Consider the following 16,188-nt stretch of genomic DNA (forward strand, 5'->3'; position numbering starts at 1 on the left):
TTTCCGTATGACTAGTATTTATCGTAATTTAATACCGATGTCAGACTTTATGGTCTTCCACCAGTTATGTAATTAATAAAATACCCAGCAAACATTAAGATAAAAAAACTAAAAAGCATAGCAATATTAGAAACTATGAGCCAAGCATTTTTAATTAAGCACGCGAACACAATACCAACTGGAGCTATAATAAATGTTAGCATCCATAACGGGCTAGAGATTTGAAATACTATGTTAGGGATCCAAACTGTTATACATATGATCACACTTGATAAAGCCATTAATTTAAAAAGTTTTTCATTGTTCATAGAGCCCTCCCCCTTCACCGCAAGTTCATCGTGCTTCATTCATGTGAACCAGATAAGCTACCAAGTTTTGCTTTGAAGTATCTCTATTTAAATTTATACGCAAATGTCGAAGGTGAAAATAAGACTTTATATTTCCCTTCAAGTTCTTTCATTAATTGTTCTGTTAACTTTAATCCTTTTTTATTATGCTCTTCTTCAAGTTCAAATCCATTAGAAACTATTCCATTGTTATCCCAATCAATCCAATTACCATACTCTCCAATCCATTTCATTAATTCCATTTTCAAATGGAGTTCAATGGGAACCTCTTCTATGTCTAGATTACAATTACAGTGATTACACCAGATAGGATCCGCTCCCACATCTCCCTCAACTTTTAACTCATTTATTTCTTGTTTACATAGACATCTCATATTGTTTCCATCTCCTGTTATGACCTCAATTTAAGTTTTTTCAGTACCCTCTGATCCTTCAAAAGACATCTCATATAGCCATTTAATAAATGTAGTAAAAAAAAGAGATCTCAATAATGTCAACATCACCTCTAATTTTCACAAGAATACTCGTTATCAATAGCTTCTACATTTTATTTCATTTCTAATAGATCTACGAAAGAAGGCACTATCTCGTTTCATACTAATGGCTTCTTTTCTTCAATAAAAAAAGTGGCTTTATCGTTCTTCAAGACCTGTTTGATATTTACAATCTTTAACTATTCTTAACTTTTCATTAAAATCACCAAATTATGTGCTTGGTACACTCTCGATGAACCAAAATATTGAAGGGAGAATACATATGTTAAAAAAATTAGGGGTCATTACAATAAGTGCTGGTTTGATTTTGGGCGCAGGAGCAGGATGTGTTCAACAGTCTGAGGCCGAAAAGACGGATTCGGCTGGAAAAGGAAAGCCTGACCATGCAGGTTCTCCCCAAGAAAAAGTTGAAAACGTGATCTATATGATTCCTGATGGTTTCAATACGGATTATGCTACAAGCTACCGCTGGTATAAGGGAGAAGATGCAGTTTGGGACGAACATTTAAAAGGGCTGCACAAAACTTATTCTGAGGATTCTAGAGTAACCGACTCCGCAGCTGCCGGAACAGCAATGGCATCTGGTGTTAAAACGAACAATGGTACGGTAGGGTTAGATGACGAAGGAAGTGAAGTGGAAACAATCCTAGAAGCCTCAAAAGCCAAAGGAAAATCTACTGGGCTTGTTGCCACATCTACGATTACCCATGCTACACCTGCTGCATTTGCTTCCCATGTGAAATCACGTGATAATCAGCCTGAAATTGCCAAGCAAATGCTAGATAACGAGGTCGATGTTTTGCTTGGAGGAGGTAAAGATTTCTTTCTACCAGAGTCTGAGGGTGGGAAACAACAAGATGAGAATCTAATAGAGCAAGCTGAAGAAGCAGGATATAAAAATGTGGAAACGCGTGATGACTTAATGGAATCTGATGATATTGATGTAGAAGAAGGGGAAAAACTGCTTGGTTTATTTGCAGATGGCCCATTAAAACCTGAAATGGAGCGCGAAGATACAGAACAGCCAAGTCTTTCAGAAATGACCGAACGTTCTATAGACGTCCTTGAGCAGGACAAAGACGGATTCTTCTTAATGGTCGAAGGCAGTCAAATTGACTGGGCAGGCCACGATAATGATCCAACATGGGCATTAAAGGATACAGAAGCTTTTGAACAAGCAGTGGAAAAAGCCATTGAATTTGCTGAAGAAGATGGAAACACCCTTGTAGTTGTAGCTGGTGACCATGAAACTGGCGGTATGACCGTTGGATCTAATGGCGAGTATGACACAAAGCCTGAGCTTGTAAAAGATGTTACAGCAACGGGTGCAGCTATGGCCGAAGAATTAAACGAAAACCGTTCCAATGTTGAAGAAGTAGTAGAGAGTCATACACCATTTGACCTGACAGAAGAAGATATTCAAGAAATCCAGGAAGCTGAAGATCCAAAACTTGCAATTAACCAATATGTCAGTAATGAAGCTCTTGTCGGATGGACAAGCTCTGGACATACAGGTGTAGACATTCCAGTTTATTCCTACGGCCCTCAATCGGATTCTTTCAGTGGCCTGATTGATAACACTGACCTTCCCAAAATTATGGCAAAAGCAATGAAAGTAGATTTAGGGGATAAGTAAAATAAAAAGAGCCGTTTCGGTGAAGAAGATTAATAAGCAGGACAAACGGCAGTCTTATGGCTGCCGTTTTTTTCGATTTTTTCTTTACTCCAATATTGCCACCGTTTATGTAAGACACGAAATTGAGGTAATCTAAACATACTCTTTATCCAGGATGGTTATTGATTATCGCTATCATTGGTAAAACTATCATCATTGGAAAAATCGTCGTGATAAGTATTAAATGTATTGTAGTACTTAGCGTCAGGGTTACCTAATACTTCTCCCTTTCTTTTATCATATGTTCTTACTACATGTAATATCGAATAACCAATCCCTCCAGCTAAAGCCATGTAAATAAAATAGTCGGCCTCATAAAATAGATATGTACAAACTGCAGCCATTGCTACTATTAGCAATAACACTTCAATTATTTTCATTTCTCACCCCTCCTAAATACATATAGAAATAACTAACAACTTCACTGATCTTATCTATGCATACGTTCATTAAAGAGAACCGTTTCAAATCATACCAAAATTACACAAAATTGTTGTTGAAAGGCTTGAATCCCTATGCTGCTTTACTTAAAAAAGGGATTTATAAATAAAATTCCCTCCATTAACACCCAAAACCCAATTAGTATGATTATATGTGAATCAGTTGACACTTATTTTATCATAACTTACCATTATAACCACTAACTGTTAATTTAATGGTTAGATTTGCGTGAGGAGGTAAAAAATGAAAAATAATACAACGATCAACGGCGAATCTTTTAAACAGAGACAACAATCAATCACGTTGGAAGGTGTTATAGAAGAGCCAGTAAAAATTAACTATACAGACGTAGGATCAGGTCCGCCTATCATGCTATTGCACGGGATCCCAACATGGTCCTATTTGTATCAAAGCGTCATTTCTGAGTTAGAAGCAGAGTACCGGGTCATTGCTCCTGACCTTCTCGGTTACGGATGGTCCGATCAACGTGATCGTTTTGATCGCTCTCTTCATGTACAGGCCCGCATGGTAGTCAAACTCATGGACGAACTAGGATTAGATCAAGTAAATCTAGTAGGTCATGATATAGCTGGAGGGATTGGTTTAATCCTTGCTCTTAATGAACCAGAGCGAATAAATAAGCTGATTTTTTCTAATATCATCGCCTACGACTCCTGGCCAATCGAAGATATGCTAATGATGGGCCACCCCTCGAAAAAGAACGATTCTGTTCAAGAATTAGAGGCTTTTCTAACAAAAGCATACAAAGAGGGGTTCTCCCAAAAGGATCAGCTAACAGAGACCTTTTTAAATGGAATCATGGCACCATATTTACATGAAGAAGGTAAATTAAGTCTTGTCCGTAATGCTGCGGCGTTGAACACAAACGATACCACCACTCTCACTCCAAAGCTTTCCACTATCCAACACCCGGTGCTTCTTTTATGGGGAGCGAAAGATACTTGGCAGCCCGTCGAAACCGCTGAGAGGCTGGTAAACGATTTGCCTAATAGCACATTGATAAGGTTTAACAATGCCTCTCATTGGGTTCCTGAGGAAACTCCAAAAGAATTTGCCGCAGAGATTAAGAAATTCGTATAGTTCAGAATTGAAAATCGTGATTGAAAAGCTAGGATACAGTAAACAAGCAGCGTCCCATAGACGCTGCTTGTTATTATGATATGTAAATCAAAAACTGAGACAATTCCTCTTAAGAATGCCCCCGATACATGAATCCATTCTAAATTTAAAATGATTGAATTAGTTTAGCATCACAAGCTTTTTCATAAAATTCAATTGGCCCTGCTTCACCAATCACAGCATATTCGTAGCCTTTTTTAGCCATTTCATTTAAACATTTATATAATAATTCTTTTCCAACAGAATTTAATCGCTTCTTATGTGAAGTCCCCATAGGACCAAACAGTCCTTTTTTATTTCGCACTATATCATAACAAGCAAATCCAATTATTTCATCATTATAATAAGCAATAAAAATTGGCAGTTCTTCTTTTTCTTCAATACAATCTATATGTTTAAGCCAACGCTTGCCAAATTCATTCGTAACAAATGATTTTAACCTATTCAGTTCTGAATTAGTTGCTCTCCTGATACAATTATTTGAATCCTGGATATCATTTTCTATGTAATTATTTAATTTAACAAATAAGTCTCTTGGAACACATGCGATATTAACAATCCCACCTATAACATCTTCAGTTAGCATAGAACGTAATTTACCTTCAGTCTGAATAATGCTATGGATAATATGTCCTTCATTTATAAGCGTTTGGCCATAACTTATTCTCATTTGATTTGCTTTACTCAATATAATACCTGTATCACTAGAAATTTTATAATGACCGAATTTTCGGGAATGACCATGTGAGTGATTTCTACAACTTCTTAGTATTTCATCATCGAAATCTTTGCCCAGTTTATTATATAAGTACAAATAGAGTTCGCCACAAACACCTGTTGCTTCTTTACAAGCTGCTATAAACAAATCTGTTGGGTTAATAACGCCATCTATACTAGCTTGATTAGCTATTTTAAATATTCTCTCCACTCTATTAGTAAACAGATAATTATTCATTTCTAATCCCCTCACTTTATTGAACAAATATAATTAGCTTTTTATTGGAATTGCTCCCATTACATGAAGGTTTGAAATCAAGATAAATATCAAAGCGTACTACTTTATACCGAGCTTCACAGATACATTTAATGTTTCTTTAAGCTCATTAGAGTCAGAAAAACCCCTCAATACTTCTTTGACCTCTTTTTCAAACTCCTCAACTCTACTGCCCAAGAACCGTTTTGCCCCGTTGGAAGTGGAGTATAAGTTTCCTATAATTGACTCATTCGTCCAATTGATCACATATGTAGGTAAAGTGTGTACTTCAACTTCAAATTTTGCATTTGATATGACTTCTTGGTGACTAACAACTGGACACTATTACTCTAATGGTTAACTCAGCCTTTAACAACTGCTTTTACCTCCCCATGTCTAATTGATCGATCGCTTCCGTAAGTTAAAGACTTGACATCGAGATATATTCGTTTAAATTGACTCTATTAGAGTTTAGTGTTGATATTACTAACAAAAATAACTTCCAATTTTATAGAAGTTATTTTATATTTACCTTCTTCAACTAATGCTCTCTTTAATGGCATAAATACACTTTTATCAAGGTTCAAGAGGTGTAAATAAAAATATCCCAGAAATTATCATTATTCCAAGCAATATTAACGAAAGAAATAAACCAATTACAGCAAGGGTATTTTTTTCGTTTCTTTTAAATAATGTAAATAAGCTTAATATAAATGCAATTGGAGTACCAATAGGTATTGAAAATATTAATATTGAATCTTTAGGAATAATGTACATCACTATGATTAATAGCACTGAAAGCCCTAAAGAAAGATAACTAAGCCAAGTATAATGTTTGTTTAATACCCCACGTCCTAGATACCAAGCAAGGATAGCAATTAAAATACCACACAAGAAAAGAATAAAAAATAGTTGTTCCATACTGTTGTTCCGCCTTCCCCATTTAACAACGAGTAATTTCAATATCACACTTAAAGAATTTCCGTTTAATTTATTCCACAATCTCTGCCCTTTACACGAAGACTCAGTTTCCGGATAAATATACCCACCCGGGAACAAGATACAAGGGTTGCATCGTGAAAGTAGATAATCTAAGGGTATCATAGGTTTCGGGAATTGGAAGTTATTCCCTTTAATCATTATATCATTTATCGTCACTTCATTCCGTTGATGATGGATCCTTTCTAAGACCTGAAACCAGGTCAGGTAATGATTGAGATACTTCGTTACTACGCCCTCAAAGTGCTGTATCCAGCCTTTCACCCTTCGGTGGTAGTTATTGACGTTCTGTATGTGATAAAACCCTTGGTGCGGGTTTCACCGTCTGATTTGAACTGATAGGTGTCCATCCGGTTTTCAAACGCATAGGTTTTAAAAGTCGGCAAGCATCGGTGCATAACACATTCTCACTCGAATGTTCATGCCCGATGGCTTTGTCTAACTGGTCTTTTGTCAATCCCAAAAAGAAAGTCCTCCCGTCCTTCAGGTTGCCGTAGGAAGAGAAAAGGTACGTCTCATTGATAAGTAGAAAAAAAAGCCGCTAACTAAGTAGCGGACTTTCACTATAAGCGAACTTCCTTATCCAACCTTCTGATCAGATCCTGGAACATCCTCTTGTTTATTTTTTTTCATAAGCTTATTAGCAATCATAGTAATAGCTCCATCGCCAGTAACGTTCGTTGCTGTACCAAAGCTGTCTTGAGCTAAGTAGAGAGCAATTATTAAGGAAACCATTGTGGAATTAAATCCTAACATGGATTCGAGAAGGCCAATCGCTGCCATAACCGCTCCGCCAGGTACACCTGGGGCTGCAATCATTGTAATTCCTACCATTAGAATGAATGGAAATACCTCTGCAAATGTTGTTGCTTGTCCTTGCATATACATAACCGCCATGGCACAGCTGGTAATCGTGATCGTACTTCCTGCTAAATGGACATTCGCAAGTAACGGTACAGCAAAGTCTGCTACACGTTCTCGCACTCCAATTTTCTTCACATGCTTTAATGTAACTGGAATCGTAGCCGCAGAAGACTGCGTGCCAAGTGCTGTAAAGTAGGCAGGCATCATTTTCTTCAATAAGCTAAATGGATTCTTGCCCTGCAAACTGCCTGAAATACCATACATAACTACAAGGTAAAGCATGTGCAACGCTATAATCATTAAGAACACTTTGGCGAATACATTCAAGATCGTACCTACTTGTCCTGCATACGTCATATTCACAAAGATTCCAAATATATGAAACGGTAATAGAGGGATAATAATATTCTCTATTACTTTTTGGATAATCGAACGAAATTCATTCATTACATTTAATAAAGAATCGCCTTTAACAGCAGTGATTCCAACTCCTAGTAAGAATGATAATATAAGTGCGGCCATTACGCCCAAAATTGGAGTCATTTCAACTGAAAAAGGTGCTTCCACCAGGGATTCCTCCGGATTAGCAAAAGACCCTCCACTTTCCCCTTGTAAAAAGGATGGGTACAGGTTCTGAGCAAATAAGAAAGCCACCGTACCTGCCAATACCGTAGAGGCATAGGCTAGTCCAGTCGTTAGACCCAGCATCTTTCCTGCTCCTCTTCCCATTGACGCAATCCCTGGCGCAATAAAACCAAGAATGATTAACGGGATGATAAAGCTCAGGAAGTTTCCGAATAAACCTGTAAATGTTGCGGCAATTTCAATAAAGAATTCTGGTGCAAATTGCCCTATAACGATCCCCAGCGCAATCGCTAGAACAATCCTTACTAATAATGGTATTCTTTTCATCTCCCTCTCCCTCTCTCTAGTTGTAAAATTTTAACGTGTTAATGTGTTATAGAATAATTCATGGTTTATACAATAACCTTTTTTTGATGGTTTGTGAAGTACAAAAAAACGATAAAAATAGTGGATATTTATGGATTACAGCTAATGTCTTGTGTTACTACTTCCCCATACATTCTCACCATTAATTGGAATTCAGGGTGTTGCTTACGGTGTCTGATTTCCTATTTTTCATGTAATCAATATGTACAGAAAGATAGCCGAAAATGTATTGTTCATGGTACTAAAAGACTGTTATATTCCTTGCATTTAATTATTGGAATAATTGAATCTATATCTCAACCAAATCCTCTACTTAGCTGCAGAAGTTGATAATAAAACAACGCAAAAGAAAGCTGCTCTACGTATCGATCAAAAAACAGCGAATCTCATAGATATCAACAGCAATTACTTTTTGATTTGGGTTGGCACGAAGGTCAATTCCTGTTGAAAGCGTTCGTGATTAGATTCCTTTAGAGTAAATATACAAGGTCAACGTATCCTTTTCACAAAAACATCTCGAAATTGAGTCTTCCACTAACCTGCACGATAGTGGAAGACTCAATTTCGAGATAATAAAAATGACCAGTAATGTTTTCTTTTCTTTAAGGGGGATACATTACTGGTTTCATATTTAAATATTAATTGGAAAACTTTTTTTTACTTTCACTGCTTAAAATTGCTTATTCCGCTGAGCTTTTGATAATTAAGAACGAAATTGCTTGGCATGTTCCTTAGCGAATTGGATAATTTTGTTGTAAGTTTGCTGTTCAAAATCTTTTTTGGATGGAATGTGCAGCGAAGCATTGTCTTCATCGATGATTTTAATTCGTTCGCCACCTCTTACATAAAGAGTGACGTATAAAAACGGTTCTCTCATGCCAAGCTCTACTCGTAATTCTTTCGGAAAGTCTGCCGTTATGATCAGACGATCCTCTACTTGTTTCAAGCTCAACTGACTATGAAACTTTAGATGTTGTATCCCTTTAATATGCACATTTACGCACTCCCCGTTTTTCATTATACATACCTAATCATACGTCTTTTTAAACCCGTTATCTGTCGTTTGTTGACTTCTTCACAAAGGTTTAACAAAGCGTCTATCCTACACCTAGAATAACCGTTTTCATTTCTTTATTCCTAAACTCCATGTAAAAATTTATTCTGATATGTGAACATTTGAGCATCAAACCTGGCACCAAACTCTCGTATTTTCGTACCAGGTACGGAAAAGTTATCTTCTGTACCTGGTACCCCAAAATCAGCATCCATCAAAATACATGAAAAAGACCGAGCATACGCCCGGTCTTTTCCATGTGATCACCTTCACGGAATGTCTGACACCATAAGTATTCCGATTTGTGCCTGACACCACAACCCACCAACCCTACATCTGCTCTTTTATCACAACCCCACGCCGCATCATTTCATCGATATAGACATCGCCGGGAACAATCGTTTCGGGTGGACATACGCCACGTTTTTTGATCGCTCCTCTGCCGATCATTTGTGCGACGACAGAGATCGTGTTTGCGGTGGCGCGGGCCATCGCCGTCACGTTCGTTGCCCTGTCTTTATATGTGACCATCTCGTATTCACAAGTTTTCTGCTTTCCTTCTTTTTCTCCCCCGACGATGACGCGGAGCAGAACGGCATCGTCTTTGTCCTTCAGTTCAAGGAGCGGATCGATGCTCTTCAGCAGCACGTCCCTCGTCTTGATTTCTATCCCCCCTATGGTCACCGTTTGATTGGCACCTGTCAGGTTGAGATCGACAAGCAGTTTCATTTTCTCTGCGTGACCGGGATAACGGATCGTTTTATATTCCAGACTGTCGATATCCGGATAGGATTTCAACAGGGTCGATGTTCCTCCCGATGTATGGAAAGCTTCCAGCGGACCGAATCGTTCAAAGTAAATGTTCTCGATCTCTGTTAACGACTCGACTTCGCGCTGCTTTCCATCTCTAATGATCATGGAAGGATCCGAGTAATGATCAAGCAACCCTTCCATTGAGAACACATGATTGTACTCTAGTGGAGGATCTGGCCTTACGGGAATGCCGCCGACAAACAGGCGAATCGATTCGAGTTTATCCAGTTTTCCTGCACCGTACCCAGATAAAATGTTGATCATCCCCGGGGCGACTCCGAGATCCGGAATGACCGTCACTCCCGCTGCTTTCGCCTGTGCATCGAGCTCCAACACTTTATCAGTGATGTGACCGATGTGGCCTCCAAGATCGACCGAATGAACGCCGACTTCAATCGCTGTTTTGGCGACGATTTCATTGAACGAATAAAAAAGTGCATTGATGACCACATCGTATTGTTGAATGAATTCAGCAAGTTCGGTCTGGTTGCTGGCATCCACTTTGAATCCTTGGATTTTAGAAGAATTCAATGAATCAGAAACCCGCTGCGCACGGTCGATATCAATATCGGCGAGCCCGACTTTCTCTACCCCTGCACTGTGGACAAGATCGCGCGCTGCTTCTTTTCCCATCAAACCAGACCCTAGAACAGCTACTTTCATAGTCCGCACTCCTTTTTCTCTATAAAATTACTCGACATCGATTTGGGCACGCTGCAGTTTCCCGCTGAAATCGACGTACACCGCTTTCCATTCAGTGAACACATCGAGAGCGGCCACTCCAGAATCTCTGTGGCCATTCCCGGTTCCCTTCGTGCCTCCAAATGGAAGGTGGATCTCAGCCCCAGTCGTTCCTGCATTCACGTACACGATGCCGGTATCCAAATCCCGCTGGGCGGCGAAAACTTGATTGACATTTTGTGTGAAAATCGAACTCGACAAGCCGAATTCCACACTGTTGTTGATTTCAACAGCTTCCTCAAAGGTTTTCACTGGAATCAAAGAGACGACCGGCCCGAAAATCTCTTCCTGGGCGATGCGCATATCAGGTTTCACATCTGTGAACAGAGTCGGTGCGAAGTAGTTCCCTTTTTTATGGTCACCGTTTTCCATGATATAGCCGCCGGTCAGCAGTTTGGCTCCTTCTTCTTTTCCTATGCCGATGTAGCTTTTCACTTTTTCAAGACCGGCACGATTGATGATCGGTCCGACTTTGATTGATTCATCAAGACCATTTCCAATCGAAAGCTTGGCGATTTCCCTCTGAAGTCGCTCTTCCAATTCATCTTTAACCTTTTCATGGACCATCACCCGGCTGCAGGCAGTGCAACGCTGGCCGCTAGTTCCGTACGCACTCCAGAGAATGCCCTCGAGGGCCAGAGACAAATCGGCATCGTCCATAACGATGACTCCGTTTTTCCCGCCCATTTCGAGGGAAACTTTTTTGAGGCGCTGGCCGCATTTCGCTGCGATGCCGCGGCCGACTTCATTGGATCCTGTAAAAGAAATGACGCGGATATCTTCCTGGTCGATCATCGCTTCTCCTACCGTCGATCCCGAGCCGAACACGACGTTGATGACCCCTTTTGGTAAACCGGCTTCTTCAAAGATTTTCGCCAGCTCATACGCCATGATCGGAGTTTCAGTAGCAGGCTTCCAAACGACGGCGTTTCCGGCAACGATTGCCGGGAAGGATTTCCACGTCGCAATTGCGATCGGAAAATTCCACGGAGTGATGATTCCGACAACACCAACGGGTGCGCGGACGCTCATCGCAAATTTATCCTTCAGCTCTGAAGGGGTCGTCTGCCCGAACAGCCGGCGACCTTCGCCTGCCATATAAAAGGCCATGTCGATGCCTTCCTGGACTTCTCCACGCGCTTCTTCTATGACTTTTCCGTTTTCCATCGTCAACAGTTGGGAAAGGCGTTCTTTTCTTTCTTTCATAATTAACCCGACTCTGTACAACACTTCCGCTCGCTGAGGTGCAGGAACGAGCGCCCAGCTTTTCTGTGCTTTCTTCGCAGCCCTTGTCGCACCCTCTACATCAGAAGCGGCGGATAACGGGACGTGGACCAACGTTTCAGATGTCGCCGGGTTGATGACGGTTGTCGTCTTTCCAGAAGAAGGATCGATCCATCTTCCATCTATAAAATTCCTTAACTGCTCCTCATGAATCAATGTCACTTTGATTCTCCCCCTTTTTTTCTTAATTGGCTGATCGTTTTGGATAGTGAAATTTGCTCGGGATCGGTTTCCACTTCGATCACTACAGGCTTGTCCAGTACCAGAGCCTGATCCAGGGCACGCCTGAACTCTTCTGCCGTTTTCACACGAAAGCCTGCAGCTCCTACATTTTCTGCGACTCTGGCAAAGTTGACCTCCCCTAAATCCGTCCCTATGACTTTCATTGGAAAATGCATTTCCTGATGCATGCGGATCGTTCCGTACATCCGGTTGTTGAAAACGATGCTGATGACGGGTATGTCGTATCGGACGGCTGTTTCCAGCTCTTGAACCGTCATCATGAATCCCCCATCACCTGAGAGTGACACGACAGTCTTATCAGGGGTCGCAAGTTTCGCTCCCAGGGCGGCTGGCATGCCATACCCCATCGCACCTGAGGTCGGTCCGATATACCGGTGCTGCTTAAATTGAAAATAGGTGTGCAGCCAGCCGGCGAAGTTCCCGGCATCATTGGTCAAGGTGCTGTCTTCCGGCAGGTTCTCCTGAAGAAGGGCAACCACTTCCCCGTTTAGCGTTTTACGTCCTGATGTCACGAGAGTCGCTTCATAGGCTTTTCTTCGTTCGCTCGTCCATGAAGTCAAATCTCTTCCGTAAGCGGCTGCAGCAAGTGCTTCGAGCATTTCTTTAGCATCTGCGACAATGCCTACATCCGGGGAATAGACTTTGCCAAGGACGCTTTCGTCAATATCACAGTGGATCAGTGTCTGCCCCTTCAGAAGCGTATAGTCCTGGGTGGTGACTTCAGAGAGCCTTGTCCCGACAGCAAACACCACATCCGCATCCGTGATCGTTTGGAGAATGTTCGGGTGGGTTCCCAACCCTAAGTGACCGCAATAGTGGACATCATCGTTCGGAAAAACATCGTGACGTCTGAAGGCACTCACAATTGGAGCCCCCCATTTATAAGCGAGCCGCTTCAGAGCCATTTCTGCTCCTGCGAGTTTTACTCCCCCACCCGCTAAAATCACCGGACGTTCTGCAAATCGGAGGCGGTCCACGACCTCGATGACCTCATGATCCGATGGCTTTGGCATCGGTTTTTTCACGATAGGGCCGAAAGACATGAGGGCTTCTTTTTTCAGGACATCTTCCGGCAAGGAGAGAACGACAGGGCCAGGCCTGCCTGTCATGGCGATCCGGAGAGCCCGCTGGATAAGTTCCGGAACCCGGGGCGGTTCGCGGATTTCTGCCACCCATTTCGCAATCGGTCGAAAAAAAGCTTCAAGGTCGACTTCCTGAAATCCCTCTCGCCCACTGAAGTTCGTATGCACTTGACCGAGGAGAACGACCATGGGTGTTGAGTCCTGGTAAGCGGTATGAACACCGATAGCGAGGTTGCTCGCACCGACGCCTCTAGTCGCCATGACAACGCCAGGAATGCCACTCGCTTTGGCATAGCCTTCCGCCATGAAAGCAGCCCCGCCTTCGTGTCTCGCGGAGATGAGGTCGATGCCAGGCTTTTTCAAGATCGCATCCATCACAGGAAGATAGCTCTCGCCGGGTACACAGAACACTTTGGAAATGCCTTGTCTCTGCAAACAGGAGACGATGGCTTCCGCGCTTGTCATTCGGCGTTCGTCCATGGACTTCATCCTCCTTTCATCGCTTTTTTCATGCGGACCGACGCTTCATGCAGCCGTTCGATCGGAACAGAAAGGCTCATCCGGAAAAAGCCCTCCCCTTTTTGTCCGAAAGCTGTCCCCGGCGTCAGAATGATCCCTGCTTCGTCGAGCATTTTTTCAGAGAATCCTTGCGATGTATAGCCATCAGGCACGCTTGCCCAAATAAAGAAGGTACCCTTCGGTTTTGCAGCGTGAATATTCATCCCGCTTAGAGCATTCATCATAAGATCGAGCCGCTGTTCATACGTCCGGTTATTCGCTCGCACCGATGAAAAATCGCTGCGCAGCGCCGTGACACCTGCTAATTGGATCGGTAAAAACTGGCTGGTATCCATGTTGCTCTTGTACACACTGAGAGATCGGATCAAATCCTTATTGCCGACAATGTAACCAAGCCGCCAGCCGGACATGTTGAACGATTTCGACAGCGAACCGAATTCAACTCCGATCTCTTTCGCACCAGGGACTTGAAGGAGACTCGGAGCTTTATAGTCTCCGAAGGTCACAAGGTCATACGCTGCATCGTGAATAAGAGAAAGCTGATGTTCTTTCCCAAATCGGACTGCTTCTTCGAATACATCCAGGTCGACGGTTCCGCCCGTTGGATTATTCGGGTAGTTGAGCAGCATCATTTTCGACCTGGAAACATCTATAGAAGAGATCTGATCGAACATCGGAGCATAGCTCTTTTCTTCATCCAGGGGAAAAGGGACCGTGACTCCGTGAGCGAGGTGAATGGCGGATTGATAGACTGGATAGCCCGGATCAGGAGCAAGAACCCCATCGCCCGGGTCAAGGACAGCACTAATCAAATGGGCGATGCCTTCTTTTGAGCCGATTAGGGTTAAGACTTCCGTTTCCGGATCCACATCCACGTCATAGTGAGATCTATAGAAATCCGCTACGGCTGCTCTGAACTCCTGGCAGCCGCTATACGGCGAATATTTGTGATTTTTCGGTTTCCGGGATTCTTCTGTCAAACGGTCGATGATGAACGGTGGTGTCGGCAGATCCGGCGCCCCGATGCCAAGATCGATGACATCGACCCCTTGAGCGGTCAGCGCGACTTTCTTTTTATGAAAAATGGAAAACAGATATGGTGGCAGGCTTCGCACCTGCTTCGAGCTTTGGATCACAGAAAGACCCCCTTCAAGCGTTCTGGTTGTCCCATCGTTCTAGCCTATTAATGGACTTGAGCTTCTATGAAACAAAGTTTTCTGGTCATGTTTGAAAGATACCTGCATATAGTGTGATATAGCCCGTCAAGGACAACTCCCCTATCTGAATTGATCCGTGTTTCCCAAGCCAGTTGGATTCATACGTCGTATGGGTTCTTCTGGCTTTTTCTATCGTGAAAGGGTGTGATGAGTGGTGACCGCCGCATTGGAAGGCCTGCGGGTCCTTGATTTGACCCGCGTTCTCGCCGGGCCTTATTGTTCGATGATCCTTGGTGATCTCGGAGCTGACATCATCAAAGTCGAAGCGCCCGGAGGCAGTGATGAAACCCGAACGTGGGGACCTCCCTTCAAAGAAGGGGTGAGTGCCTATTACTTATGTGCCAACCGGAATAAAAAGAGTTTGACCCTTGATCTTAAATCCTCTGTAGGAAAAGAAGTGATGAAGAAACTCATCAAAAACAGTGATGTGATCCTAAACAACTTCAAGACCGGAACGATGGACCGGCTCGGATTTGGCTATGACCATGTAAAAGAAATCAATCCGGAAATCATCTATTGTTCGATTACAGGGTTCGGAGAGACAGGCCCATACCGGCACCTTCCCGGGTATGACTTCATCATCCAGGCGATGAGCGGACTGATGAGCATCACGGGAGATGAAAATTCCGGACCACAGAAATTGGGTGTTGCGATCACAGACATTCTTACTGGCTTGTATGCCTGCATCGGCATCCAAACCGCTCTCTTAGAACGACAACAGTCCGGGAGAGGTCAGAAAATTGATCTATCCCTCTACGATTCTGCCGTCAGTTCCCTCATCAACATCGGGAGCAATTTTTTAATGACTGGAAAGATCCCGCAGCGACTCGGAAACCAGCACGCCAATATCGTGCCGTACCAGACCTTCCGCTCCAGAGACGGTGAACTCGTCATCGCTGTCGGTAACGACCGGCAATTCTTTCAACTGTGCAACATCGTCGGACAACCTTCTCTCGCTCGTAATCCTTTGTTCTCAACGAACGCAAAAAGAGTGGAAAACAGAGAGGAGCTTTCGAAGATTTTACAGGATCTTTTCGTAAAGGAAGATACATCCTACTGGAAAAGCCGGTGTCAGGAAAAAAACATTCCTTTCGGCCCGATCCAATCGCTCGAAGACGTACGGGGAGATGAGCAGCTTAAAGCCCGGGAGATGTTCCTCACTTGTGAGCATCCAAAAGCAGGAGATGTAGAGATGATCGGGAGTCCTTTAAAACTATCCCGCACACCGGTGAATTACAAGCAGCACCCACCGGAAGCGGGTGAACATACAGAAGAAATCCTTGAAAAGCTCGGGTACGACAGAAACACGATCCTTCAATGGAAAAAGGACAACAAGGTGTAAGGAGTGAAC

14 protein-coding genes and 1 pseudogene are annotated in these 16,188 nt (G+C 42.7%); 3 read left to right on the forward strand and 12 right to left on the reverse strand.

The genetic code is table 11. The features are described from left to right. Positions 1-47: 47 nt before the first annotated feature. Positions 48-308: a hypothetical protein gene (locus ACXACN_RS07010; RefSeq protein ID WP_474963353.1), complete on the reverse strand. Its 261-nt coding sequence runs from the start codon at positions 306-308 to the stop codon at positions 48-50. Between the two features lie 83 nt (positions 309-391). Continuing rightward, positions 392-721: a hypothetical protein gene (locus ACXACN_RS07015; protein ID WP_474963354.1), complete on the reverse strand. Its 330-nt coding sequence runs from the start codon at positions 719-721 to the stop codon at positions 392-394. A 382-nt stretch (positions 722-1,103) separates the two neighbouring features. Here ACXACN_RS07015 and ACXACN_RS07020 point away from each other — a divergent pair, with 382 nt between their 5' ends. Continuing rightward, positions 1,104-2,477, forward strand: a complete 1,374-nt coding sequence (locus tag ACXACN_RS07020; protein WP_474963355.1) for an alkaline phosphatase — start codon at positions 1,104-1,106, stop codon at positions 2,475-2,477. A gap of 158 nt (positions 2,478-2,635) precedes the next feature. On the opposite strand, the gene ACXACN_RS07025 is transcribed toward ACXACN_RS07020, so the two are convergent. Further along, positions 2,636-2,896 carry a hypothetical protein gene (locus ACXACN_RS07025; protein ID WP_474963357.1) on the reverse strand — a complete coding sequence of 87 codons (261 nt, stop codon included), beginning with the start codon at positions 2,894-2,896 and terminating at the stop codon, positions 2,636-2,638. Positions 2,897-3,200: 304 nt separating this feature from the next. Between ACXACN_RS07025 and ACXACN_RS07030 the strand changes: the two genes are divergently transcribed. Continuing rightward, on the forward strand, positions 3,201-4,058 hold the full coding sequence (locus ACXACN_RS07030; protein ID WP_474963358.1) for an alpha/beta fold hydrolase: 858 nt from the start codon (positions 3,201-3,203) through the stop codon (positions 4,056-4,058). Between the two features lie 145 nt (positions 4,059-4,203). Here the strand turns inward: ACXACN_RS07030 and ACXACN_RS07035 are convergent, their stop codons facing one another. From ACXACN_RS07035 to ACXACN_RS07075, 9 genes and pseudogenes are all read right to left on the reverse strand, one after another. Next, a complete protein-coding gene (locus tag ACXACN_RS07035) occupies positions 4,204-5,052 on the reverse strand; it encodes a GNAT family N-acetyltransferase (protein ID WP_474963360.1) in 849 nt (282 codons plus the stop codon). A 594-nt stretch (positions 5,053-5,646) separates the two neighbouring features. Then, positions 5,647-5,991 carry a hypothetical protein gene (locus ACXACN_RS07040; protein ID WP_474963362.1) on the reverse strand — a complete coding sequence of 115 codons (345 nt, stop codon included), beginning with the start codon at positions 5,989-5,991 and terminating at the stop codon, positions 5,647-5,649. Positions 5,992-6,094: 103 nt separating this feature from the next. After that, a pseudogene (locus ACXACN_RS07045) lies at positions 6,095-6,526 on the reverse strand (hypothetical protein); the annotation flags it as partial. 122 nt (positions 6,527-6,648) lie between these two features. Further along, positions 6,649-7,845, reverse strand: a complete 1,197-nt coding sequence (locus tag ACXACN_RS07050; protein ID WP_474963364.1) for a dicarboxylate/amino acid:cation symporter — start codon at positions 7,843-7,845, stop codon at positions 6,649-6,651. A gap of 742 nt (positions 7,846-8,587) precedes the next feature. Next, entirely contained in the window at positions 8,588-8,878 is a 291-nt protein-coding gene (locus ACXACN_RS07055; protein WP_474963366.1) for a hypothetical protein, read from the reverse strand. Positions 8,879-9,268: 390 nt separating this feature from the next. Further along, positions 9,269-10,423: a saccharopine dehydrogenase family protein gene (locus tag ACXACN_RS07060; RefSeq protein ID WP_474963368.1), complete on the reverse strand. Its 1,155-nt coding sequence runs from the start codon at positions 10,421-10,423 to the stop codon at positions 9,269-9,271. Between the two features lie 18 nt (positions 10,424-10,441). Continuing rightward, the gene (locus ACXACN_RS07065) at positions 10,442-11,938 is read right to left on the reverse strand and encodes an aldehyde dehydrogenase family protein (RefSeq protein ID WP_474963370.1); all 1,497 of its coding nucleotides are present in this window, start codon (positions 11,936-11,938) and stop codon (positions 10,442-10,444) included. Beyond that, a complete protein-coding gene (locus ACXACN_RS07070) occupies positions 11,935-13,581 on the reverse strand; it encodes a thiamine pyrophosphate-dependent enzyme (RefSeq protein WP_474963372.1) in 1,647 nt (548 codons plus the stop codon). The genes ACXACN_RS07065 and ACXACN_RS07070 overlap by 4 nt, the downstream gene beginning before the upstream one ends. Positions 13,582-13,586: 5 nt before the next feature. Continuing rightward, positions 13,587-14,756, reverse strand: a complete 1,170-nt coding sequence (locus tag ACXACN_RS07075) for an aminotransferase class I/II-fold pyridoxal phosphate-dependent enzyme (protein WP_474963373.1) — start codon at positions 14,754-14,756, stop codon at positions 13,587-13,589. 235 nt (positions 14,757-14,991) lie between these two features. On the opposite strand from ACXACN_RS07075, the gene ACXACN_RS07080 reads away from it, so the two are divergent. Next, positions 14,992-16,179, forward strand: coding sequence for a CaiB/BaiF CoA transferase family protein (locus tag ACXACN_RS07080; protein WP_474963374.1), 1,188 nt, complete (start codon positions 14,992-14,994; stop codon positions 16,177-16,179). The last annotated feature ends 9 nt before the right edge of the window (positions 16,180-16,188 follow it).

The sequence above is a fragment of the Halobacillus sp. AWM4_238 genome, assembly GCF_056158265.1.